At 65.4% G+C, this 23,028-nt stretch carries 23 protein-coding genes and 1 pseudogene; 15 read left to right on the top strand and 9 right to left on the bottom strand.

Going from position 1 to position 23,028, the window contains the following annotated elements:
• Positions 1–229 precede the first annotated feature (229 nt).
• On the bottom strand, positions 230–379 hold the full coding sequence (locus tag JNB50_RS20305) for an IS3 family transposase (protein WP_208041967.1): 150 nt from the start codon (positions 377–379) through the stop codon (positions 230–232).
• Between JNB50_RS20305 and JNB50_RS20300 the strand changes: the two genes are divergently transcribed.
• The 3 genes and pseudogenes from JNB50_RS20300 (at position 380) to JNB50_RS20290 (ending at position 1,938) form a co-directional block, all read left to right on the top strand.
• The gene (locus JNB50_RS20300) at positions 380–625 is read left to right on the top strand and encodes a hypothetical protein (RefSeq protein WP_208041966.1); all 246 of its coding nucleotides are present in this window, start codon (positions 380–382) and stop codon (positions 623–625) included.
• A gap of 32 nt (positions 626–657) precedes the next feature.
• Positions 658–1,065: an Hsp20/alpha crystallin family protein gene (locus JNB50_RS20295; protein ID WP_208041965.1), complete on the top strand. Its 408-nt coding sequence runs from the start codon at positions 658–660 to the stop codon at positions 1,063–1,065.
• 11 nt (positions 1,066–1,076) lie between these two features.
• Positions 1,077–1,938 (top strand): annotated as a pseudogene (locus JNB50_RS20290) (IS5 family transposase).
• Positions 1,939–2,081: 143 nt separating this feature from the next.
• Here JNB50_RS20290 and JNB50_RS25925 read toward each other — a convergent pair.
• The 8 genes from JNB50_RS25925 to JNB50_RS20255 all read right to left on the bottom strand — a co-directional run bounded on the left by JNB50_RS25925 (position 2,082) and on the right by JNB50_RS20255 (position 9,663).
• Complete coding sequence (locus JNB50_RS25925) at positions 2,082–2,504, bottom strand: hypothetical protein (RefSeq protein ID WP_374222277.1); 423 nt, start codon at positions 2,502–2,504, stop codon at positions 2,082–2,084.
• Positions 2,505–2,587: 83 nt separating this feature from the next.
• Positions 2,588–3,466: a ParA family protein gene (locus tag JNB50_RS20285; protein ID WP_243768756.1), complete on the bottom strand. Its 879-nt coding sequence runs from the start codon at positions 3,464–3,466 to the stop codon at positions 2,588–2,590.
• 248 nt (positions 3,467–3,714) lie between these two features.
• Positions 3,715–5,361 carry a hypothetical protein gene (locus JNB50_RS20280; RefSeq protein ID WP_208041963.1) on the bottom strand — a complete coding sequence of 549 codons (1,647 nt, stop codon included), beginning with the start codon at positions 5,359–5,361 and terminating at the stop codon, positions 3,715–3,717.
• Between the two features lie 600 nt (positions 5,362–5,961).
• Positions 5,962–6,216: a hypothetical protein gene (locus JNB50_RS20275; RefSeq protein WP_208041962.1), complete on the bottom strand. Its 255-nt coding sequence runs from the start codon at positions 6,214–6,216 to the stop codon at positions 5,962–5,964.
• A gap of 156 nt (positions 6,217–6,372) precedes the next feature.
• Positions 6,373–7,509, bottom strand: coding sequence for a S9 family peptidase (locus tag JNB50_RS20270; protein ID WP_208041961.1), 1,137 nt, complete (start codon positions 7,507–7,509; stop codon positions 6,373–6,375).
• Entirely contained in the window at positions 7,506–8,471 is a 966-nt protein-coding gene (locus JNB50_RS20265; protein ID WP_208041960.1) for a hypothetical protein, read from the bottom strand. The genes JNB50_RS20270 and JNB50_RS20265 overlap by 4 nt, the downstream gene beginning before the upstream one ends.
• The gene (locus JNB50_RS20260) at positions 8,471–8,995 is read right to left on the bottom strand and encodes a hypothetical protein (RefSeq protein WP_208041959.1); all 525 of its coding nucleotides are present in this window, start codon (positions 8,993–8,995) and stop codon (positions 8,471–8,473) included. Before JNB50_RS20260 ends, JNB50_RS20265 begins: the two co-directional genes overlap by 1 nt.
• Before the next feature lie 8 nt (positions 8,996–9,003).
• The gene (locus tag JNB50_RS20255; protein ID WP_208041958.1) at positions 9,004–9,663 is read right to left on the bottom strand and encodes a helix-turn-helix transcriptional regulator; all 660 of its coding nucleotides are present in this window, start codon (positions 9,661–9,663) and stop codon (positions 9,004–9,006) included.
• An 86-nt stretch (positions 9,664–9,749) separates the two neighbouring features.
• Between JNB50_RS20255 and JNB50_RS20250 the strand changes: the two genes are divergently transcribed.
• From JNB50_RS20250 to JNB50_RS20195, 12 genes are all read left to right on the top strand, one after another.
• A complete protein-coding gene (locus JNB50_RS20250) occupies positions 9,750–10,241 on the top strand; it encodes a hypothetical protein (protein WP_208041957.1) in 492 nt (163 codons plus the stop codon).
• The gene (locus JNB50_RS20245; protein ID WP_208041956.1) at positions 10,238–11,077 is read left to right on the top strand and encodes a hypothetical protein; all 840 of its coding nucleotides are present in this window, start codon (positions 10,238–10,240) and stop codon (positions 11,075–11,077) included. The genes JNB50_RS20250 and JNB50_RS20245 overlap by 4 nt, the downstream gene beginning before the upstream one ends.
• Before the next feature lie 111 nt (positions 11,078–11,188).
• Positions 11,189–13,954 carry a hypothetical protein gene (locus JNB50_RS20240; RefSeq protein ID WP_208041955.1) on the top strand — a complete coding sequence of 922 codons (2,766 nt, stop codon included), beginning with the start codon at positions 11,189–11,191 and terminating at the stop codon, positions 13,952–13,954.
• Between the two features lie 81 nt (positions 13,955–14,035).
• Positions 14,036–15,238 carry an ATPase, T2SS/T4P/T4SS family gene (locus JNB50_RS20235; RefSeq protein WP_208041954.1) on the top strand — a complete coding sequence of 401 codons (1,203 nt, stop codon included), beginning with the start codon at positions 14,036–14,038 and terminating at the stop codon, positions 15,236–15,238.
• Entirely contained in the window at positions 15,238–15,981 is a 744-nt protein-coding gene (locus tag JNB50_RS20230; RefSeq protein ID WP_208041953.1) for an ATPase, T2SS/T4P/T4SS family, read from the top strand. The genes JNB50_RS20235 and JNB50_RS20230 overlap by 1 nt, the downstream gene beginning before the upstream one ends.
• Entirely contained in the window at positions 15,978–16,376 is a 399-nt protein-coding gene (locus JNB50_RS20225) for a hypothetical protein (RefSeq protein ID WP_208041952.1), read from the top strand. Before JNB50_RS20230 ends, JNB50_RS20225 begins: the two co-directional genes overlap by 4 nt.
• Positions 16,376–17,548: a type II secretion system F family protein gene (locus JNB50_RS20220; RefSeq protein WP_208041951.1), complete on the top strand. Its 1,173-nt coding sequence runs from the start codon at positions 16,376–16,378 to the stop codon at positions 17,546–17,548. Before JNB50_RS20225 ends, JNB50_RS20220 begins: the two co-directional genes overlap by 1 nt.
• Before the next feature lie 19 nt (positions 17,549–17,567).
• Positions 17,568–18,041: a prepilin peptidase gene (locus JNB50_RS20215; RefSeq protein WP_208041950.1), complete on the top strand. Its 474-nt coding sequence runs from the start codon at positions 17,568–17,570 to the stop codon at positions 18,039–18,041.
• Positions 18,042–18,115: 74 nt separating this feature from the next.
• Positions 18,116–18,502, top strand: coding sequence for a hypothetical protein (locus JNB50_RS20210; RefSeq protein WP_208041949.1), 387 nt, complete (start codon positions 18,116–18,118; stop codon positions 18,500–18,502).
• Between the two features lie 58 nt (positions 18,503–18,560).
• Positions 18,561–19,373 (top strand): hypothetical protein, encoded by an 813-nt coding sequence (locus JNB50_RS20205; protein WP_208041948.1) that lies wholly within the window; start codon positions 18,561–18,563, stop codon positions 19,371–19,373.
• A 56-nt stretch (positions 19,374–19,429) separates the two neighbouring features.
• A complete protein-coding gene (locus tag JNB50_RS20200) occupies positions 19,430–20,977 on the top strand; it encodes a hypothetical protein (RefSeq protein WP_208041947.1) in 1,548 nt (515 codons plus the stop codon).
• An 11-nt stretch (positions 20,978–20,988) separates the two neighbouring features.
• The gene (locus tag JNB50_RS20195; protein ID WP_208041946.1) at positions 20,989–23,007 is read left to right on the top strand and encodes a hypothetical protein; all 2,019 of its coding nucleotides are present in this window, start codon (positions 20,989–20,991) and stop codon (positions 23,005–23,007) included.
• Positions 23,008–23,028: the final 21 nt, after the last annotated feature.

Genomic DNA, 23,028 nt, shown 5'->3' with positions numbered 1-23,028 from the left:
CTCAAGCAATGGCGCGGCATCGCGATGCGCTCCGACAAGACCGCCCGCCACTACAACGCCGCGATCACCCTCGCCGCCACACTGATCTGGATCAAATCAGACTTGATCCACACGCCCTAGAGAAAGCTGTCGGCGACGGTCGAAATTGAAGCATTAACGACGGGCGAAATCGAGGCCACCCAGGCAGATGGAGCCTGACCCGGTTTCCCGGACGGTTGTTGTGTTTTGATCATGCCGCGATTTCGGCGGTGGTGTGAAGGGCTTCGTAGTCGGCGGGGCTGAGGTAGTCGAGGGCGGAGTGTCGGCGGCGCGGGTTGTAGAAGCACTCGATCCGCTCGAACATGGCCGAAGCGAGCTGCGTCTTCGAGACCTTGCTCACGTGAAGGCGCCTGTCGACGTGATCATGGGCAACCTCGACGAGTTTCGGTCGGAAGCGGTGCTGCGCATCGTCGAGCGGATGCGGGGCGTCACAGTCCGTCGGGTCCGGTCTACCAACCACCTCATCGGCAAGCGACTCGCCCGCGCCGTCGCCGACGCGGTGCTGACCCCCTCGCATCCAGGAGTTTCCGAAGATGGGGTAGCACTATCAGGCCGGGCGCAGTATGTTCAAGCCACGCTCGTCTGATGAATATACGGGAGAAGGGACACTGATTCTCCATGGCAATGACATTCGATCCGTTCAGTGAGCTCGACCGGCTGGCAGCCGGGTTACTTCAATCGCGCCCGGGCCCCCGCGTGATGCCCGTGGACCTCTACCGCGACGGCGACCGCTACATCCTGTCGGCCGACTTGCCCGGAGTGGACCCGGGGTCAGTGGACATCGACGTGGACGGTCAGCTCCTCACCATCCGTGCCCAGCGGACGGCCGCGCGCGCCGATGGCGCAAAATGGCTCGTGCAGGAGCGCCCCTCAGGAACCTACCTGCGGCAGTTCAGCATCGGTGAGGGCGTCGACTCGGCGAACATCACGGCCTCATACAACAACGGCGTGCTGAGCCTAGGGCGTGTTGATAAACGCTTCTCGGTGGTCGTTCCGCGAAGCTTGATGACGTGTCGCGTGATGTGATTTCGGATGAGATGTGGGCGGTAGTCGGGCCGCTGTTGCCGAAGGCTGCTGCCACTGGCCGGCCCCCGGTCGACCGGCGCCAGATCGTGGAGGCCACCGCCTGGCGGTATCGGACCGGGGCGCCGTGGCGTGACCTGCCGGAGCGGTTCGGGAAGTGGAACACGGTCTATAAGAATTTCGACCGGTGGGCCAAGGAGGGCGTGTGGGCGAAGGTCCTCGAGCGGGTGCAGGCGATGGCGCACGCCTCGGGCGAGTTGGACTGGGTGGCCTCGATCGATTCCACGATCGTGCGCGTGCACCAGCACGGCGCCACCCTGCCGCGCCCAAAAAAGGGCCCCGTCGAACTACACGAAGTTCGCCGCTGAGCCGCCTGATCACGCGATCGGCCGCTCCCGTGGTGGCCTGACCACCAAGTCCCATCTGGTCTGCGATGGCCGAGGCCGGGTCCTGGCGTTCGTGCTCACCGGCGGTCAGGTGGCCGACACGATCATGCTCCCGACCACCCTGGCCGAGATCCGGGTGCCCACCGTCGGGCGGCCCCGTCAGAGACCGGATCGGGTGCTCGCTGACAAGGGCTACCCGTCGAAGAAGAACCGCGCATGGTTGCGCCAGCACGGGATCGCGACCACGATCCCCGAGCGAGACGACCAGATCGCCCACCGCCGCAAGAAGCCGGGACGTCCGATCGACTTCAGCGACGAGCAGAAGACCCGCTACCGCGGCCGCAACGTCGTCGAACGCTGCTTCAACCAGCTCAAGCAATGGCGCGGCATCGCGATGCGCTCCGACAAGACCGCCCGCAACTACCACGCCGCCCTCTGCCTCGCCGCCACCCTCCACTGGCTCAACACCGGGTTTATCAACACGGCCTAACCCTCATCGCGCCGCTCACCGTCGAGATCTCCGCGGATACGGCTGTTGTGGGGGGAACGATCCGACACGCGGCCCGATTCGTCCGGGCGCGGCCGGAAGCGGACCCCCGAGACATCCGCTAGACGTCGAAGGCCCGCTTCCGGTTAGCTTCCGAGTGGCCGCCCGGTACGGAAGCCCTGCTGATTGGGCGGGTATGGCTCGCCGTTATTGAACTCACGCTGCAACCGGTCCAGCTCTCGCAGCATGGCTCCCTCGACGAAAGCCTGCATCGAGGTGTACCCGCCTTCCATGCCCGCCGTTCGCAAGACCGCAGTCTGCGCCCGCTGTCGGATCCACGCCCTGAGCTGCAGCGTCGTCGGCACCTTGGCGTTCGCGTCTTCGTCCGCACCTGGTTCTGGGAGCTTAGGAGCACGACTGGTGGTCTTCCTAGACCGCGGAGTCGCCTGCTCCCCTGCTGCAGGCCCCGAACCATCCGTTGCGTCCCCCGACGTCACCGACCCGGCATCAGGCGCCTGCGGGACGGCGGTCGGTTGTGCAACAGGGGCCGCGGTCGGCACCTCGTCCATGACTTCCGCGCCCGTGTTGATCGGTTCCACCGCCGGAGGAAGGGTGGGGAATTGAACATCACCCGGTCTGCGTCGCTGGGGGCTCATGCGGCTTCCGCCTCTCGAATGACTCGCTCGACAAATTTCTCCGCCAACCGGTCGAATATCGCGGTCGTCTCACGGCCCTTGCGGTTGCGATACTCGCTAACGGAAACACCTGCCCCGTCGGCTTCTTTGATGCGTGCGATACGGGGAATGTACTTGGGGATCCGGTAGTCCTCTCCCCCGTCATCCAGACCGACAACCGCACCGCCTGAGTCCAGCTCAACCAGCTTGGACTTCAGCGATTCAGGCAATCCGGCAAGTTGGTAGTCCTGCTCGGAGCTCCGGTCATATCGGTTGACGAACGCCATGCCGACACGAAGCTTCGGGTTGCCCAGGTCCTCCCCGTGCTCCTCGACGAACTCCTGCATTCGGATTGCGCCGGCCACAGTGTCATAGTCGGGTTCGAACACCAGAACCACCTCGTCGGCCGCCGCCATGGCCAGCTGCACCAGGTGGCCAAGGTCCGGCCGAGTGTCGATGAGGATGAAGTCGTAGTGGCTCGTCCACCCGGTCAGAGCCTTCTTCAGTCGGCGTACCGCACCAACAGCACCGGCTTCCTGCTCACGGTTGATGAGGTCAAATCGCGCTGGAATGATGTCGATCAATTCCGCTTCGGAGGTCGGCAGGCCCGTGCGTTCGTCGTTCCAGTTGACGCCCAAGACGACTCCGGCCCCAACGCCTTCCCTGTTCTCTTTGACCGCCTCTGACACGGTAGAGAAGGGATCGTTCTCGTCGTACTCCAGGCCCATGCGCCGAGTCAGGTTGGCCTGCGGATCCATGTCGATCACCAGGATCCGGAAGCCCATCCGTGCGAGCGCAGCCGCGAGCTGCAGGACAACCGTGGTCTTGCCCACTCCCCCTTTGTGGTTGCCGAACATGAATACTCGGGAGCGCTTCGACAGCTCGAGCAGCTTCCGCCTTAGAACACGGGGTCCCATCAGTCTCCTCATCCGAAACACTTGCCTTTCAAGTCTTGTCTTTCTTGCTTTTCTTGTCAGTGCGACTCGCCGATTCGACGATAAGGGAACGAACACAATAAACACAAGTCTTTCTTGTATTGTGTTTATTGCTTGGCTTTCAACACTTCCTTTTGTTGCTTTGCTTGCTTGTCAAGCGGAGCGCATGCCTACATCGAGACGGCGGCGCGTATCAGCGCCCCGACGTTGATGCGACGGTCGGTGTGCTCTCGCCCGGCGGCGTTGAGCACATACGTCTCGCGATCGTCAGCACTGGCTGGGGGAGTGAAGCGGATTGTACTGATGGCGTTGACGTCTTCGTTCTCGTCAAGGTCTACAGAGCTGCGGGGGTCGATCCAGAGGACGGTGCCGCGGTCGAGTTCGTGGTGATCGAGGTGCCAGCCGCGGTTGGTGAGGAGGTCGTGTACCTGTTGGACTTCGCTGTGAAGCTTGCGGACGACGGTGGGGAAGTCGGCTGGGTGGGTGCCTTCGCCGAGCAGGACGTCGGTGATCCGCCTGCGATCGAGCGCCCGTTGCGCGCGCTGGGCCTGGAGGTCCTCGGCGGCCTGGCGGTGGATCTCGCGGATCGTGGCGTCGACCTGCTCGCGCTCGGCCGGTGGGAGTGGCGCCGGCCGCCGGGATTCCTCAATTTGGACGGGGGAGAGGGTGTCGTGGTCGACGGGGGTGGTGCGGATGATGGTGCGGGGCTGTTCGCCGGGGGTGATCACCTGTTTGACCATCCAGATGAAGTAGCGCAGCGGGTCGGCGGCTGCGGCGATGCGCTGCGCTGCTGTGGTCTTGTCGCTGGAGTGGCGGGCGTCGACGAGGTCGGCGATCTGCCACCAGGTCCAGGTGTCGAGGTCGACGCCGGCGGCGGTGAGGGCGTGATCAAGCTGGCCGATGTGGCGGGTGAGGAGCTTTCCGGACCTTCCGAGTCGAGGACCGGCGAGTACGCCGCCGTAGTGGCGGTCCAAATGTGCAATGAGGCGCAGTCTGTCGAGGGATCGTCCCTTCTCGGGGACGGGAGTTGACAGATTGTCAGCGAAAACCTTGTTCCTATTGAGCCTGGCGCGCGGAGCGCGCTCCATTCCCCTTGGGGATTGTTGTTCTAGATCTACCGAAGAAGAAGGTTTTGATGGGTTGGAAGCGGTTAGGCCCAAAACGGGATCTAGAGATGCCGAGTTATCCACAGCCTGCAGGGCGGGGATCGTCAGCGCCATGACGTTCGCAGCCTGCTCCTGGTGGCCACCGTGCGTCTCGAACGCTTCGGCCTTCTCCTCGCGGGAGAGCAGATTTCGGCCGGTGGCGTGGACGTGGACGAATCCGCCGGCCTCGAGAGTGCGGATGGCTAGGCGAACGCTCTCGTCGGCTTTCAGCCGGATCGTGCGGCCCTCGGCGGCCTCGGTGTTGGCCAGGACGCGGGCGCGGATCGTGGCGTAGGACAGCGTGACGTGACGGCCGGTGGCGGGCTCAGCGGCGTAGCGGAGCACGTGCGCGATCGCCAGCAGGGTCGCGTCAGCGACGTGCCAGCGCTGCCGCGCCTTCTCCCGCTCAGGGGTGAGCGTCCAGTCCATGAGCGTGTCGAACCAATGGCCACCGGACCACCAGGCGGGGATCTTGGCCCATTCCTCGGCCGGGACGTGGATCGCCCAGCTGCGCGGAGCGGGCGCTTCCTTCAGGGACGGCGGCTGAAGGGTGTCGCGGGCCTCTTGAGCGTGAAGGGCTTCGGCGACCTCGCCGGGGGTGGGCAGCCATGAGCGGTCGCCGGCATCGACCGCGCTACGGCGGCCGCGCACGGGGGCGACGGGTGTTCTCATGGCTTCTGATGACCTCCACGGCCTGAAAATGGGCGCAGCAAAGCTGCCGGTATGTGCTCGGCTCTGTTTTCGGGCGCACCAAAATCGCCGACTGTGACTCGGCGTTCCTTCGATGCGATGTGCCGGACCCCTCGATGCAGGTCCGACCGGTACGGGTGAGGGCGGGCGCCAATGCGCCGGCCGCGGTCTCTGCGCGCTAGATCAGGTGACCGTCCTCCTCACCGTGAGGAGCTGCGCGCACGCGCCGTCGATCATGTCGACCGGGCGTGCAGGATGTGACCCGTCAGCGGCCGCGCACGACGTCGTGGCAGGCCGTGACGGGGAAGAAACGGGGGAGAGGGACAGCTGAAGCTCGACGTCGACGAGACCCACGACGGAGCGCTGTGTGGCCGACACGCCGACACGCAGATCGCGCGCGCACGTGCAAGAACCCGAAATCTGGGTTACGATGCTGCCAACTCCTCTCAGAGGGTACGGAAAAGCCTCCGGGCCGATCCGGATTTATTTGGGAAGAAGCTCAAGCCAAAACTTTGGCGAGTGAGGGACTTGAGCTCCAGAGTGAAAACCTGGGACGGGCCGCCGGAAGGCGGCCCTTTCTCGTTAAGCTGCTGCCGTCGAGGACACCTCCGATGACTCCATCAGTGCGACCGGGACGGCAGGCAAGTGGCCGTGCTCCGCGACGTACTCGCGGATGAACAGCTCGAGGTAGAGCGCCGGCGAGAAGTTCCCTGACTCGGCGGCGGCACTGTCGATGGCTTCTTCGATGAAGGGCGAGAGCAGAAGGTCCGCTCTCCATGCGTCCTTGTTACCTCGGACGAAGTAGTTGCGCTTCTTGCCCGCGTTTCGGCCTGCCATGCGCTCAGTTTGTCCCGTTAATCCCGGGATTAACGGCAGGCTCGCGGGCGTGTTCGCAGAGTCCGCCGAATCGGCCGTCTCGCTAGCTCCGGATTTATGCACGAGCAGCAGACTACCCGGTATAGGGGCATTGTCTGTCCCTATTGGCGTCCCCCGTTAGCGTGTCGTGGACCGCACCCAGTCGACGATGGTCGCGTTGAATCGCTCGGGGGCGAGGTTGTATTCCCAGGCGTGCTCGGCGCCGTCGATTTCGACAAGCGTGACGTACTGAGGATTGGCGGCCGCGAACCTCCTGCTGAGACTCACCGGGATCTCGGTGTCGCCGTCAGAGTGGACGACCAGGGTCGGCGTCCCCAAGCGCGGGCCACGAGTCCAGTCGAGCGAATCAAGGTCAATGGGCGAGGCGAGGCCGACGATTCGGCTGCTGAGATGTCCGGAGAGGGCTCCAGCTGCAGCTGAGGCCATGAACGCGGGGAGGTGGGCCTTGTGTGCGCCATGGCGGATGACGGCCCGCCAGTCCGTCGACGGCGCGACCAGGACGAGACCGGCGATCGCCGCGCGGTGCTGGGAGCGCTCGGTCAGGAGCAAGGCGATGCTGGCCCCCATGGACCAGGCGAAGAGGATGACGTGCTCGGCGCCGTGCTCGAGCGCGTATGCGATCGCCGCGTCGACGTCGGGCCATTCGGTGGTGCCGAGGCCGGAGGCGCCGTTCATCACGTCTGGTCCCTCCGTGTCACCGCGGAAGGAGACGACGAGCGAGGTCATGCCGAGTTGGTCGGCGGCCGGCACGGTACGTAGCGCGGTGATTCGGGTCGTGCGGACGCCGTGGATGTGGATGGCCCAGGTGGTGGACGGGGTTCCGTTGGGCTCGATGAGCCAAGCCGGTGCCCTTCCGCCGTCGACGGGGATCAGGATCTCGCGGTCATTGCGCTGGAGGACGGCAGGGGAGCGGAGTACGTGTCCGGTCCAACGCCCTTCGGTGGCCTCTGAGAGCCCCGTACCGTCGATTTCGAGCAGCTGGCGGGTGACGGAGTCGCCTGATGCGTCGAGGCCAACAATGTCGCCCACGAGTGCGTAACCGTCGTCATTGGTCCATAGTCCGAAGGTGCCGGGATGCCGCGTCTTGCGGTCCGCGTCGAGAGTGATCGTTTCCGAGGCGAGGTCGATGTCCCGGATCGTCGTGAGTTTCGGCGGCCGCGGCAGCACCACACGTCGGGCGAGGACGACGGCCAGAGCGCCGATGGCGATCGCGATGAGGACGACCGCCGCGACGACGATGATTGCCCAGATCATGCTGAGGCTCCGTTCGTGATGGTGAGCGAGTGAACCATCGGCTCACTTGGCGCGTTTGGCAGTGTGCGGGAGACGAAGCGCTCGGCTCCGGACACGAGGATCACCTCACCGCGGCTGAGGGTGATCTCGGCCATGGTCTCTTGGTCGCGGATGGTGATCACGTGGTCGTAGACCCGGCCAATGGTGTCCGTAGACGGGACAGACTGCGGCCGTGGGAGCCCGCGGCGGGCGAGCACCCGTCCCAGGAGGAACAGCTTTGCCTGGAGGCGCAGTTCGCGTACGGATCGGGTGGTTGTGAACGAGGCGATGCCGGCGACGATCAGGATGACGCCGACGTAGAAGAACGGGTCGAACGCCATGTTGAGCAGTTCGATTATGAAGGGAGGAGCCATCTGGAAGCGCGCGAACGTCAGGAAGACAATCTCGTCGAGGCTGGCGACGATGACGAGCGCCGCGCCGATGCGGAAGAGCCAGTATGAGCGAGCCTGTCGGTTCCTGACTCCTCGGAGTAGTTCGAACGAGATGGCGGCGATGGTCGCCATGTAGATCGAGGCGTAGAGCCCCATCGCGGTCTGGCCTGTGCGGTGGGGGATGAAGTAGTGGTCCGTCGTGCCGCGGTCGGTGATGAAGAGGAACGGGATGGTGAAGGCGATCAGGGCGAGCGCGAGTGGCCACCAGCGCAGTCGCCGGCGTTGTCCGTCTTGAGAGATGGCGGCCTGCGTCACCAGCCAGAACGCGATGGTGCAGAGAAGGTTCTGAGCGAGGTTGATCCAGTTCTCGCCCCCAATCCACCCGTCAATGACCGGCTGGGGGATGACCGTTCCGAGGGTGAGAAGCGCGAGTGTTCCGACGCCGGAGGCGAACCAGGACAGGCGGCTGCGTGGCTCCCTAATCGCTGAGGGCGTGCGCAGCACGAACACGAGGGCGAGGATGATTGTCGCGGCTGTTTTCAGTTCGTGCATCAGCCGAAGATCCGCTCGTCGGAGTCGTTCTTGGGTCGCAGCAGGATCCGCGACAGCAAGAAGGCCAGGTGCTCGGCTTCCCCCTCGAGGACGGCGTCTGAGACGACACTCGCGCTGGAGCTGGAGGCAATGACCTTGCGGGCGCGGACCTCGGCCGAGGTGGCATCGATCGCCACCCCTGGCGCAGTGGCCCGCGCCGTTTTGCAGCCAGGGTGCTCGAAAAGGATGTGCGCGAGCTCATGCAAGACGACGTGCATCTGGTACAGCGGCGTATCGGTCTTGCGAATGAGGATGCGGTGACGGTCGGCAGTGTCGACCCAGAGACCGGTGACTGTTGCCCAGCTCTTGTCCCCGATGGGTTCGATCGCGATCGGCTTCCCTAGCCGGTCGACGACGAGGCCGACGATGTCGAGGAGGGTCGTGGAGGTGTTGTCGTTGAGTTGGAGGCTGTCGAACTTGCGTTGCGCGTTCTTTGCAATGTCTGCAGGCGTTCGACCATGGGGCGTCCCCGAATTGACGCTCATTTATGGCTCTACTTCTGGTCTGTTGCTGAAATGTCTTTCGCTATCTGGAGGAGTGCGCTGGCGGGAACATTGCCGAGCGCGCGCGCCGAGACGGTCGCGCCCCCGATCTGCTTCAGCGTTGTACGGAGGACGAGCTGTGCCTCGACGTGCTCGGTGACGTCTTCCTGGGCGAAGTTGGTGAGATAGACCCTATCGACGTCGAAAAACGTCGCTATCTCGACCAGCAGCTTCTCGCTTTGGCTCGTCACGGAGGCGGTCTCTTCGATCAGGGAGGCCCAACGCTCGGGAGAGAATTCGACCTCTTGCGACCGCAGGAAGTCCACGAGATCGGAGATGCGGAACTCGTCACCATGCGCGGTTGGTGCCCCAGCGAGTAGACGAAGGCGGCGGGCGAGTTCCGGACCGCCGAGACGCAGGGCGCGGTTGCCCACCATCCGCTTCGAGGTGAGGTCCTCGGGCTCAACGCCGAGCACTCGCGCCAGGGCGTCGATGTCGTTGGTGTTGAAAGGAAGCTCATGGTTGAGCCGCTTCCAGTAGTAGTTCTTGCTGAGGCCGGCCTCGGTGAACAACTGCTGGTGGGTCTTGCCCACTTCCTGGCGGCGGTGCTCGATGTTGGAGACAACGCGCATCGAGAACTCTGTCGACGGCGCGGCGCTCCCTCTGCCCATTCCTGGAGGGTACCGAAATAGGGCCTCACCGGCAGAAAGTCCCTATTGGCGTCCAAATGTCCCTAGTTCCTGCTATCTTCGTCCCCGTGAGGGGACATCAGCCGGACCTATTTACGGACATTGAAGGCTTTAGCCTGGCCGCCGATCCTCGTGAGATCGACGCTCCTGAGGAGATTTCTCCTCGCCATCAACAGGTGCACGCGTGGGCTGATGACCCCCGTGTTAGCGCGACAGAGCGCACGAAAATTCTGTCGGAATTACCGAACCTTGACGATCCCCTAAACGGGGAGCGTGCTATGCGCCGCGCGCGCGACGTCTACTCCAAGGCCGTGGTACCCGAACCCGCTGCGCTCGACCGGCGCGCGACGCTCTTGGTCAATCGCGTGCTCGACCCGATTCTCAAGTGCGGAAGCACCTACAAAGGCGTCGACGTTCACGATGTCGCGGCGGCGATCAAAGCCGATCCCACGAGCGTTGAAGACTTCCGCGCCGCGGTCGCCGTGGCCTACGACGTGCTGGCCAAGGTCGACATGATCAGCGAGCTTGTCAGTGGTCGCCCCACCGCGTTGGCATCATGAAGCCGGAGGCCTTCCGGGCGGCCGTCGCCGCGTTGGGGGAGAATCCGACTGCGTTCTTGAACTCTGCCCAGCTGAGCGACTTCCTCGACCACATCCGACGACACCTGATCCCTAACGCGATCAACGTCGCCCAGAAGCTCGGCCATCCCTACCAGGCTGGCGACGAGGACGATCTCGTCAATCTGATCCTCGTCTCCTTCGCGACGAGTCCCGAACAATGCCAGGCGCTCGTCGAGAACGCCGCATCCCCATTCGCTTACGCCGCCACGCTGGTTAGCGAATGGATCGGCATCGAGACCGGGCGGGCGCGATTCCGTCAACGCACGGGGGTCGACCGCGAGATTCACCCCACAGGACGGATCTTCCACCGCGCCCAGTTCGACTGGCTGGAAAACCCTGAGCTGCGCATCCCGCACTCCACCTTTCCGGACCCGGCTTCATACGGCACACGCGTGGGCGCGACCATCGACGAAGCCATTGATCTGACCGTCGCGACCCTCGAACCGCGCACTCCCGCCAAGCTGGCCAAGCACTTGCCCGACGTCGTGGGCTGGATGGCGGACAACCCGTCGACGCGACAGGGCCACGAGGGCGAGCGCATCGCAGAGGCGGCAGAGCTGTTCTCACCGGTCAGCACCGTAGAGCTCCGCGCCGTGGCGAACATCAGCTGGGGCGGGCGTCCGCGCCCGCAGGAGACCTCCTTGCTGTACGCGTTCCTGACGGACCGGAACTTCAACCCACGCAAATCCGAGACCCACCTCAGCGCCCTTCGCGTCTTCCAGGGTCGGGTACGTCAAGAGTCCGTTCTGGCCGGCGTTGCCGACCTCGCTCTCTGACGCTCACCGAAGCTCACTGCGCGCTCGGCCCATCTAGGTAGTGAAGGCCGGATGACCCGCTCCGGCCCTGACCGCCGCGGATTTCCGTGGCAGGAGAGGACCAGTCGCAGCATGCAATCCGCGAACGATCATCCGAAGGGGCGTGGGATCCGCGCCGCTCTGACCCGCACGGCAGGTAAGCACGCGCCGCTTCCCCGTCGACGTCACCGCAAGTCGCCGATGATGAAGCGACTGCAGCGGTTCGCACTTAGCGTCGGCGCGTTCGCCGTCGTCGGCGCCATTGGTATGGGAACGCTCGCTCCTGCGGAAGCAGCGTCCACCGGTGCCGGCTATGCCGGGATCACACCGGAGGGCGGCTACCTGGGGAACTACGTTGTCCCTGACGGCTCTCGCGCTTATTGCATGGACTCCTCCGCTGACTGGCCCAGCGGCGCGACTGGGGGAGCTTCCCTCGTGGGCGCGCTGACTACCGAGATGGGCGACGCGCTCGACAGCTCCGTGCTGCAGCGGCTCAACTACGCGCTCTCCAGGTGGGGTCAGACCGCGGACGCCACCCAGGCGGCCGCGGTGAACGCCTACGTCTACGCGTACACCTCTACGTGGGCCCACTACAACGGCCAGGATTACAACACCGGCGTCCACTACATCGACGGCAACCAGACGGTGCTCGGCGCGTTCAACTACATCTGGGACCAGACGGAGACCCAGTACAACCAGCCCCAGAACGCTCCGGCCCTCACCGGCTCGATGAGCTTCAGCGTCGACAACAACAACTACACCGGTTCGTTGCGCGTGGTGAACCTGCCCGCCGGCGCCACCGTCAACCTGCAGCTGACCAACGGCATCTTCACTGATTCTGGGAGCAGCGCGAAGAACGGTGTTGGCAACGGCACGTACCCCGTGAAGGGCGTCCCGGCCGACGGCACCCCGTTCTACAAGATCAGCGCCACAGGTAACGTCAACGCCCCCGCCGGGTGGACCTACGACGGCAACGTCACGATCTACTACACCGGTGGCCAGCAGCGCGTCATCAAGGCCGGCACGACGACCACGCAGCACGCCAACTACACCATCAGCGCCAGCGACCCGGTCGAGCGTTCGACGCTGTTCTCTCCCGTGGTCACGACCTCTGTGCAGAGCCGCTTCGTCGACGAGGGCAGCAGCTTCACCGACACGCTGCAGGCCGACGTCGCCGCCGGGTCGCAGCCCTGGCGGCAGACGACGTCGGGACGCTACATCCCCGTCGTCGCCAAGGGCACACTCTACGGCCCGTTCGCCGACCAGCCCGCGCCGTCCGCGACCGTCCCGGCCGGGGCACCCGTGGCCGGTACCGCCACGGTGACCCTCAACGGCCCGGGCGCGTACACGGCACCCTCAGTGCTCGCCACCAACCACGCACCCGGTTTCTACCAGTGGGTCTGGGACATCGACGCAACCGACTCCTCAGTCGGAGCGCAACTGTTCATGCCGGACGGATACCGTTGGGCCGATCAGTTCGGCCTGCAAGCGGAAGCGCACGTCGTCGCCGCCAAGCTCTCCGGCGTCTCGAAGGCATCGGCGGACGAGGTCGGGTTCGGGCACGAGGCCTCGGACACGCTGACCGTCTCGCTCGACGAGGGACCGTGGCCGACCATCGGCGGCGCACCCATCCCTGCGCACTTCCAGAACAAGACGTACTGGGTGGAAGGCGACACCGCTCCTACTCCTGGTGACAGCATCCCGGCCGACGCGAAGCTGTTTCACACGACCGACGTCACGGTGACCGCTCCCGGTGACTACAGCTCCGACGAGATCACCGCTCCGCCGACGGCCGCCGGCTACCTGGTCAACGTGTGGTCGATCATTCAGGACGGTCCTGGAGCCGGGTACTTCGCGGACTGGACCGACGGATGGGCGACTCAGGGTGAGGTCACCAAGGTCTCCCCGCCCACGGTGTCCACGGAGGCGATCGCCTCGGTCGCGCTCGGCGACGAGACGAACGACACCGCCATCGTCGACGGCCAGATCCCCGCACCCTACTGCGGCGCCACCCAGCCCGCTGACGGTGCAACGAGCTGCCCGAACACAGTCACCTTCGCCGCCTACCTGCAGCACGACCTCGGCGACCAGCCGGTGTGCGAGGCGGACAACGAGGTGTTCAACACCGGATACGTCCCTGAGTCGGACCAGCCCGTTGCTCCCAACGCTGCAGCTGCCGGAACACCGACTCCGACTCCCGACGCGCCGATCGAGCGCGACCCGGCGTACTTCTACAACAAGCCGGTCCCCGTCGATCAGGCGGGCCGGTTCCCGTCCGCCGACGTGATCTTCAAGAAGGTCGGCGTCTACTACTGGGTGGCCACGTTCCGGGCGGGTGACGGCACCGTCATCAACACGGGGGAGTGCGGCGACCAGAAGGAGAAGACGGTTGTAGCGGAGGACGACGTGGTGACCAAGGCCACGCCGCTGCTCAGCATCGGCCAGAAGGGCCATGACACCGCGGTGGTGACGGGCGTGATCCCGAAGGACGCCACCATCGAGTTCGCCGTCTACAAGCAGCAGGGCTCCACCCCGGTTTGCGCGGCTGCGAACGAAGTCAAGGTCGGCAAGCCTCAGCCGCTGCCTGCCACCGGCGAGTACACCTCCGACGACTACACGTTCACCGACGCGGGCACCTACTTCTGGGTGGAGATCGTGCGGAACGCTCGCGGGGAAATCACCCACCAGGGCAAGTGCGGTGCCGACGGGGAAATTACGACCGTCACCGCGCTCGCCAAGACCGGCTCAGACGAAGCCGGAGCCGTATGGATCCTCAGCGCCTTCGGCGGCATCCTCCTGGCTGCCGGGATCGTCCTCTTCGCGGTCACTCGACGCACCAAGCGCACGACCACGAAGTAACCAGACCGGGGGGCGCGGGTACCCCTCACACACGGCCCGCGCCCCCCTCTCCGATCTTCCTCTCCGAGCAAAGGACCTAGCATGACCCTCACCATCCCGGACAGCTTCACCACCGTTGACGCCCTCGCAGCCCCAGGAGGACCGGCCAGCGGCACTCGAGGCGAGCAGAGCTTTGCTGAAGTCGCCGAGATGATTCGCAAGCGCGAAATCACCGACTGGAAGCACGAGGCACTGATCGCATTGGCCCGGGCCGGCGCGAGCGACGTCCACATGGTCATTGACAGCGCAACGAAGGCGTTGCGGATCTACACCAAGTTCGAGCGCGAGCGGCACGACCTGATCGAATACAGCGCGGCCGATGGGGAAGCGCGAACCATCTTTAACGCGATCAAGGCGCACGCCAGCCTTGGCAGCCAGCACAAGGCGTCGGAGCCCGTGGACGGACGCATCCTGCTTCCGGTCAACGGCTACAACTACCGAGCCCGAGCGGTCCGCTTCCTCCTGGTCGACGAGGGCGAGAAGGTCATCCTGCGTCTGCCTCAGGTGGGCAGCGTGCGGCCGCTCGACGAGTTCGGTATGACCGCCGAGAACTCCGCAGCGCTCGGTCGGATGCTCGCCCGCCGCAGCGGAATCGTCTTCGCGGCAGGGCCGACGAATGAGGGCAAGTCCTCGCTCTTGCGCGCAATCGTGATGGAGGTCCGCAGCCAGTTCGGCACCATCATGTCAATCGAGGATCCGGTCGAGCAGCTGATGGACGGCGTCGAGCAGATCGAAGTGAACGAATCTAACGGCGCGCAGGCCGGCTTCGCCGCGATCCTCGAGAAGATCGTCCGGGCCGACCCGGACCTGGTCGTGGTCGGCGAGGTCCGCGACCGCGATACAGCCCGGCTGGCCGCGCAACTCGCCGACATGGGGAAGCTCGTTCTCTCGACCATCCACGCCACCGACGGCGTCGCGGCGCTACGCCGATTCGTCAAACTTGCTGAGGCCGAACCGCTCTCAATGCTCGACGGGGTTCGCGGCGTCGTCTCTCAGCGTCTCGTCCGGACCCTCAACCGCACCGGAGGTCAGCGGCGCTACTCGGGGATGCGATCGGTGCACGAAATCTTCACAAAGACCGACAGCTTCATCGACGCCATGATCGAGGGCCGCTCGAGCACGCAGCTGCACGCGGTCGCCGACGCCAACTCCACGAAGTTCGCCACCAACTTGGACCAGCTCATCGCTGAGGGTGTCACAGACCAGGCCGAAGCCGTCCGCATCCTCGGGATCGAGGCTCGCTGATGACGACATTCACCGCTGCCGACGTCGCTGAACTAGTCGACCGATACGGAGCTGAGGGTTGCTCCGATATCCACCTCACCCCACACCGCGGGGTTCTGACGGTCAAGTACAAGCAGACCACCGCCATCCCCGAGATCCCGCAGCTGGATCCCCGCTCGATTGACGCCTTCGCTGAGTCGCTCTTTGAGCACCATCGCGAAGGCGGGTGGACGCCCGCCACCTGGCAGGCCTTCGCCTCGATCGATCAAGCGCGCGACTACCGCGCTCGTGCCACGTTCAAGCGCACCGTCCACGGCACCGCAGCAACCCTGCGAATCATCCCTCGCACCATTCCCACTGCCGCGCAGCTCGGGCTGCCGCGGAAGGTCGTCCAGCTCGCACACCGCCCCTCCGGATTCATCGGCATCGCCGGACCAACAGGTTCGGGTAAGAGCAGCACGATGGCGGCCTGCCTTGCTGACCTCATGAACACGGTCGACTCGCACGTCTACATGCTCGAAGACCCGGCCGAGTTCCTGCATTTCCCCACCCGGGGACTGGTGACGCAACGTGAGCTCGGCACGCACTTCCGCAGCTACGAGGACGGCATCAAGGACGCCAAGGGCTCCCACCCGCGGGTGATCGTCATTGGCGAGATCCGCGACGGTGAGGTCGCGCAGGCCGCGCTGGATGCGGCGCTCTCCGGACACCTGGTGATCACACCCTTCACGCGAGCTCGGTCGAAGACGCGATCGCAGCGATGATCTCCTTCTATCCCGCCGACAAGCAGCACCTGGCTCGCACCCAGCTTGCTCAGGCCCTGCAGGCGATCGTCGTCCAGTCGCTCGTCCGCAAAGACGGGGAGAACGTCGCTCCGGACGAGATGCAGATGGCGCTCGTGCAGGAGGTAGCCATCAACGACCGCGAGCTGGAAGGCACCATCCGTGGCGACGCCACGGGCGGCGGTGCACTCCACCACGTGCGCAGCTACCTCCGCAGTGCCGGCCGCCGCGCCGGAAACGTGCCGTTCGAGGACTCCCTCGCGCACCTCGTACGCAACGGCAAGGTGACCCGGGAAACCGCCGCCGCCACCCTCCGAGACCCCAAGGCGCTCACCGAAGCACTCAACATGCCCGTCCGCACCGACCTGGAGGCGTAATGTCCGACATCAACTTCCTCGAGGAAGCACCCGCCGCGGCTGCGGAACTGACCCCAGCTCCAAAAGCGAAGGCGAAGCCTGCGAAAGCCGTCGCGCTGTACCGGTCTACACGCGAAGAGATCGCAGAGACCCTGGAAGACGTCGAGTCGCTGCTCCGCGCCGGAGAATCTGAGTACGGCACGGTAAACACCCTCTCGCGCGTCTACGCGGGTTCCACGGTCGGCGAAGCCTACGGCCGAATGGCGGAGCGGATCGCCGAGGGCGTGAGTCTCACGGATGCGTTCAACAACGAGGAGAACGTCTTCCCGCGCGTTGCACGCGACCTACTCATCGCAGGCGTCAACCAGCAGATTCTCTGGCGGAACCTGCGCCGATCGGCCGAGCTGATCCGCAACAACTCCAACCTGACCGCCGAACTCCGCGTCAAGCTCGGCGGACCGATCAGTCTGGCGATCCTCACGGTGATCATCATCGTGGTCTCGGTCAACCTCGCCTTCAGCAACCCTGCGTCGCTCGGGCCCAGCGCTGCCGTAGTGGCCACCATGATGATGAACGGTACGAAGGTGCTCGGCATCCTCGCCGGCATCGCGCTCGTCGGCGGCGTGGCGGCGATGACCTGGTACAACAAAACCGGCAAGAAGAACCCGCGAACTCGGCTGAAGCTCGACCGACTCATCTTGAGCGCTCCGAAGCGCAAGCGGGCCAAGCTGCGCCAGCTGCTGAGCAAAGTCACCATCCACGACGCGGCGGCGAAGTTCTGCGAGGTCCTCGCGTCCAGCCTCGACGCCAGCATGGACGAGCCGGAGGCGCTCCGCACGGCCGCCCGGGCAACCGGCAACGAGGCGATCATTCTCCACGTCGACGAGCACATTCAGCGGATCTATGACGGTGTCGAAGACCTCGCCGGCGTCGCCGCGTCGCCCTATTTCCCAAAGATCCTGGCTCACCGGCTCACGCTGCAGCCGGGAGCCCTTGAGCGGATCACGGTTCTGCAGGAGCTCAGCGTCGCCTACGGCAAGAAGGCGCAGAACGCGTCGACGGAACTGGCGAACCGCCTCGGCCGCAAGGTGGAGGACTTCTCGCTGTTCTTCGGCGTCGCGACGGTGTTCATGCTGATGACGCCGATGGCGATCTCGCTCCAGGACATGGGGAGCATGACCGGACATGTTTGATTTGATCCCGGGGCAACCTGTGGCTGCGACGACGGCGTTGACCGTGGGGCTACTTGCCATCGCTGCCGTGGACGCGCGCACCCGCACTATCCCAAACCTGAGCATCCTCGCGCTTGGAACGGCCGTCGTCGCTGCCAGCGCGTTCGACCACCTCAACTCGACTCAGTGGGTTACCGGCGCTGCATGCGGTGCGCTGGCCTTCGTCTTCTACCTCGAGCGCGCTGTCGCTGACGATGCCGCCGGGCGCACACCCGTGGGCGCTGGCGACATCAAGCTCATCGGCGTTCCGATTGGGGTCTTCGGAATGGCCAGCCCACTCTTGGCCGCGGTCGTGTTCCTGCTCGGCTTCATCTTCCATTCCGTCATCGCCCAGCTCACCCGCGGAGTCCACAACGCGGATGAGGAGAACACCGCTCACGGTCCCGCCTTGGCGGCGGCCGCGATCGTCGGGCTGACGATCCTCACCCACGGAACCGGGGAGGTGGCCGCCTAGGGCAATCGGACCCGACGTACCCCGGACAAGCAACCCTCAACACAACCACGCACCACTAACCCAAAGGAGAAATCATGCCCGCAGGTGGCATCAAAGAATGGCTCACCACGAACGCTGGCTGGATCGCGACCGTCGCAATCTTCGGCGTCATCATGGTCGGCGTCCTGATCGGCCTCAACACGTCGAACTCCGGCGGCATCGGTAGCACCGTGCAGAGCGCCCAGACGATCTACAAGACCAACCACGGCAGCTACGGCACCGCCGACCAGCTCACCGCTGCCGGCGTCCTGACCGTCCCCGATGGCACGAAGGTCTCCGTCGCTGTCAGCGGCGACGGGGCCGCGTTCTGCGCCGTCGCGGTCGCGGACGGTGGCAAGCCGATGTGGACCTACTCGGGAGCAACCCGCTCCGCCGACACCATCCCCACCGTCGCGGGCGTCACCTGCCCGGCGGCGCCGTAAAAGAACCCGTCCCGGGGGCCGGCTCGTCCGAGCCGGCCCCCTCACTCGGAGGACTCCCGTGCCCGTAAATCTGCTCCCCAACGCCAGCAAGCCCCTCCGGCGACTTCTAGCCGGCGAGAAGGGCAGCATCCGCGACTCTCTCGCGGCCGTCATCGTGCTCACCGTGGTGGCCACCCTGATCGCCACCACGACTCCGGCGGCCGCCGGAGTCGTGACCGCAACCGGAAGCGTCTCCGAGCGCCTCTCAGCCATCTCGGCGCTCGTCGACGACAAACGCCCCAGCATCACCTGGGGCACCGCCACGAGCCCGGACCTGCGCACCGTCACTCTCCCCTCCGGCACCATCGCCAAAGTCGCACTCTGGGCGACAACGCAGCCCGGCGGCGTCACTTACGAGGCCCTCACGGCCCGAGACCGCGCCGACACGACAGCAACCTGCACCACCGTCGTCAACGTCGCGGACGGTCGCTGCTTGCACGCGTCCCTCTTCCGCGCCGACGACGTCACAACCCTCGTCCCTGCACCCATCATCCGCATGGACCCGAGCCTGCAGACACCCATCGGCTCCGTTAACCCCGCCGTTCAAGCCTCCCCGCTCCCCGCCGCGACCGGCACCGTACTTGCGACGGCCACCCCGAGCGCCGCTCGCATCTGGCGCTACCTCATTCACGCCGGATCAGTTCAGACAAGCGCCGAGCTGCGCCTCCTGCAGAGCGGCAAAACACTCGCCACCATCCCGATCAGCGCAGACGGGGCCAACTACATCGGCACGATTGCGGTCAGCGCGGGCGCACCCGTCACCCTCGTGGTGAGCGACGGTGCCGCAGTCACCGACACCATCCTCATCTACGACGCAGGAGCAGCCTCATGATTCGTCAACGACTCAGAGGGAAACGCGGAGATCTCCGCGTCACCATCGTCCTCGGCGTGGCCGCCATCACCGGCCTCTACGTCATGACCACGATCGTTACCAACAACGCTGCCGTGACCGAACAGGCCGCCCTGACGGTGCAGCTCGGCCAGGCGCTCGAGAACCGAGCGCAGGCCTACGCCGCATCGCTGGACAGCAACCTCAGCGGCAGCAGCGTCCCTCCGACCGGTCGCCAATGCGGAACCAACCCCGCCGTTTGCACCAGCATCGTCTCCGACGAGCTCAACGCCGCGGGCACCAGCCGCACCCTTCGCGTTCAGGCAGACCAGGTCGACGGCGGCCTCATCATGACCCGCGACGTCGTCATCCAGGCCACCAAGGCCTCACACATCAGCGCTCTCGACGCCAAAGGGCACCCGACCTGGGTGACGGTAGATGGCGAGACCCCCTTCACGATCTGGGGAGTCGCCGCCGGGCAGACCACTAAGGTCACCGAAGACCAGATGAAGGGGCCGCAGTCGGGCACCACGTGGGTCACGGCCAGCGCCCGCAACGGGGTGGACAGCGCGGGCCAACGCTGGGTCTACGGAGCGAACACGGCCTGCCAGGCGGGAACCGGTGCAGCCTCCACCACTCCAGTCAGCGCAGCCGGACTCACCTCGCTGACCGATGTTCGCACGGTCATCGCGACCACCGACACCGCCTTCCTCCTTGACGCCACCGGCACCGCATACGGATACGGCAACAACACTCAGGGCCAGCTGGGGCTGGGACGCTCCGGCGACCAGGTATGCGCACCCGAGGCGATCAAGAACCACAAGTTCATCGCCATCACGACTGCCGGCGGCTCGAGCTTCGCCATTGACACCTCGCATCGACTGTGGGCCTGGGGCCTAGGAACGGCGGGTCAGCTCGGCGATGGCGCAAAGCTCTCCTACAACGCACCTCAACAGGTCGCCGCGAGCACCCGCTTCACCGCCGTCGCGACCAGCGGCGCGAGTACTTGGGCCTTGGACGTCCAGGGGCGTATCTGGAGCTGGGGCGACAACACATACGGCCAGCTCGGCACCGGTACCACCACCCCGACGGCCACCGCCACTCGCATCCCAGCCACCACGACGTTCACACAGATCAGCGCCGGAGCGACAGCCTTCTACGGCATCGACCCCAGCGGCCAGCTCTGGGCTGCCGGGAACAACGCCAACGGGGCGCTCGGAGACGGCACCACGGCGAACAGGTCGACGCCAGTGAAGGTGGCAGCCGGGACGATCTTCGTACAGGTCTCCGGCGGCCAGGGCCGCGCCTTCGCGATCGACAGCACCGGGCGTCTCCTGGCCTGGGGAGCAGGATCTTCCGGTGCTCTCGGAACGGGCGACACCAGCAACAAGACAGCACCAACCCCCGTAGACGCGGGCAGCGCCAAGTTCCGCAGCGTCCAGACCACGGTCGACGGGAACGTCACCGCAGCCGTGGACACCGACGGGATGCTGTGGGCGATCGGCACCAATGGCAGCGGCCTCTGGCCGACCACGCTGAGCGGCAACGCCGCCAGCGCTCAACGAATGCCCCGCCCCACCGGATTCACACCCCCCAGCTGGAAGTAGAGGAAGGCACCATGCGCAAATTCATCTCACACCGGCTCCGGCTCCTGGAGGGCTCCAGAGGAGACGCTGCCGGCAGCATCAAGGAATTGGTGGTCAACGCCCCGATCCGCGCCGCCCTCATCGCTGCAGCGATCGCAGCGACCATCGTCGTGGTCACCCTCAACTCCATCCTCAGCAACTCAGCCACAGCCTCCGTGCGTCTCAATGTTGGGGATATCGAGTTCAAGCAGGACGTCCGCGCATCGACACTCGTACACGGGTACGGATCGGACCGAGTCGCGCTGCTCTCCACAACGGGCGGGAACTGCTCGGTCAAGCAGTGGTACACCACCACCTCGAACGGTGTCACGACGCTGCGCTCGACCGCGGCGACCGTGAGCGGAGAGTGCAGCCCGTCGAGTCCGATCGACCCATCGCCCACACAGTCAGAGCTGCGCGTCGACCAGCTGCAGTCCGCCCCGATCGTCTATGAGAACCTCGGAGGCCGAACCATCACCTTCGACGCGACCGGTAACCCCACACTTTCCTCTGGTTCGCGGCCCGCAAACGTCACGGACGCAGACTGGAACGACCTGCGCCCCTACCTGATTCGCATCGACGTCAAGAGCGCCGACGAGGACCTCGCCAAGTTCTCGCGCCAGGGAGTCTTCACCGGCACTACCGCAATCGTCAACGCGCCAGCCGCAGGCGAGATTCGCTTCGTACCGCCCACGAGCCCGATCCCCACCCCGTCCGACCTGCGCATCACTAGCATCGTCCGATCACAGACCCTGGGCGCCACCTACTCAGGTGCAAGGGAAGGTGTGAGCGTCACGTTCACCGGCGGCGTATGCGACGCGATGCCCACGAATCTCAACCTCACCTACACCACCTCGTCGCCCGCCGGTGTGCCGCCGGTCAACGTCGTGACGGCGCGCACCCTCACCGGCGCCGCCTCCACCATCGACCTCGCCGGCGTGCCCAACGGCAGCAGCGGGACCGTCACCCTCACCGCCGCTTGCGGGACCGGCAGCGCGACGAGCACGGCAAGCGCCAACTATCACCAGGACGTCCCACCGTCGCTCCTGACGGTCAAGCAGGGAGCGAACGACTGGACGCACTCCCTCAGCTGGACGGCAGTGTCGAGCCTGCCCACCACCTTCCAGCTGGGCCTCGCTTCCACCAAGGTCCCGAGCGTAGGAGGTGCTGTGATCGCGACCACGACCGCTCTCACCTATGACGTGCAGTGGACGCAGGGCTGGACCTACGGGGCCGACGCCAACTACTACTTGACGGCGCTGGTGAACAATGACGGCGCGGCCTCCACCCCCGCCGTCATCACGACACCGTGGCCGACCACGCCGGCGGGCGCCAACATGACCTACACGCGCACCGGCTACAACGGCAACTACGCATCGGGCAACGTGAAATGGAACTTCACCGGCACCTGCCCGGCGGGGACGACGCTGCAGGCGTCTCAGCTGGAGAACCACGCGGGCACCACCAGCAAGACCTACAACAACGCCGTCCAATACCAGGGCCCGTTCACGAACAACCTCACCCAGGTCAACTGGGGTCCCTCGTACGCGATGCAGGGGTACCCCTACGGAATGGGCCTGCAGACCCGCTGCGCGTCCCCCAACGGGCTCTACAGCCCCATAGTGCAGGTGCAGTCAAAGGAGTGGATCACGCCCATGGCGCAGCCCGGCGCGCCGGTGTGGAACGCCTACAACATCTACACCTACACCGCCCCGATCTACTGGACGCACTCGACGTGCAACGCACCCAGCGGCTGCTCGTCGCTCGCGGTGAACTACATCACCTACTGCGCCGCCGGGTCGAACCTCAACTCGAACGGCTGGATGTCCACCGACTGGGGTGGCGGCCAGTACTGGCACAACTTCGGCTTCGGTGACTACTGGCAGCTTCCCAACGCGGTCGCCCGCAACGTGACGTACACGAACGCCCAGTACAACTGCGCAACCCCGTGGGGATACGTCAGCCCGATGAGTCCAATTGGTGCCGGCGTGACGGTGACGGTGTTCCCGTGAGCGCGCACAGGAAGCGGATGT

This window comes from Leifsonia sp. TF02-11 (genome assembly GCF_017565305.1).
In the GTDB taxonomy this organism is placed as follows: Bacteria; Actinomycetota; Actinomycetes; order Actinomycetales; family Microbacteriaceae; genus Leifsonia.
The sequence above is the reverse complement of the archived record's forward strand: the minus strand, read 5'-3'. Positions and strand labels throughout refer to the sequence as shown.